This is a genomic window from Tritonibacter sp. SIMBA_163, assembly GCF_046535935.1.
Lineage (GTDB): Bacteria > Pseudomonadota > Alphaproteobacteria > Rhodobacterales > Rhodobacteraceae > Epibacterium > Epibacterium scottomollicae.
Window position 1 is genome coordinate 1 of record NZ_JAWJBP010000708.1, and the last position, 260, is coordinate 260.

Annotated in this window: 1 protein-coding gene; it reads right to left on the reverse strand. The window is 38.8% G+C overall.

Going from position 1 to position 260, the window contains the following annotated elements:
• The coding region (locus R0J92_RS24170) for a hypothetical protein (RefSeq protein ID WP_411053548.1) at window positions 1-186 on the reverse strand (186 nt) is incomplete at its 3' end.
• Window positions 187-260 lie beyond the last annotated feature (74 nt).

Consider the following 260-nt stretch of genomic DNA (forward strand, 5'->3'; position numbering starts at 1 on the left):
GACTTGATTCTCTTCAAAAAGATAACGCGCATCTGGATGAGAAGCGTCAGCAATAAAAGAAAAAGAAGAACCCAAGTTGAGTTCTTCTTTATATTTTGCATCCCAAAAATTACATGAGTCCTGTCCGTCACTGGACAGAACAGCCAAAAGTTCGTCTTCTGGCGATAAAATGAATATTTCAGCCATGACGGACCCCCTATCTATAGATATGCTTCATTGAATTTGATACTGCTTTTGTGACTGAATTTTAGTTTGACCGG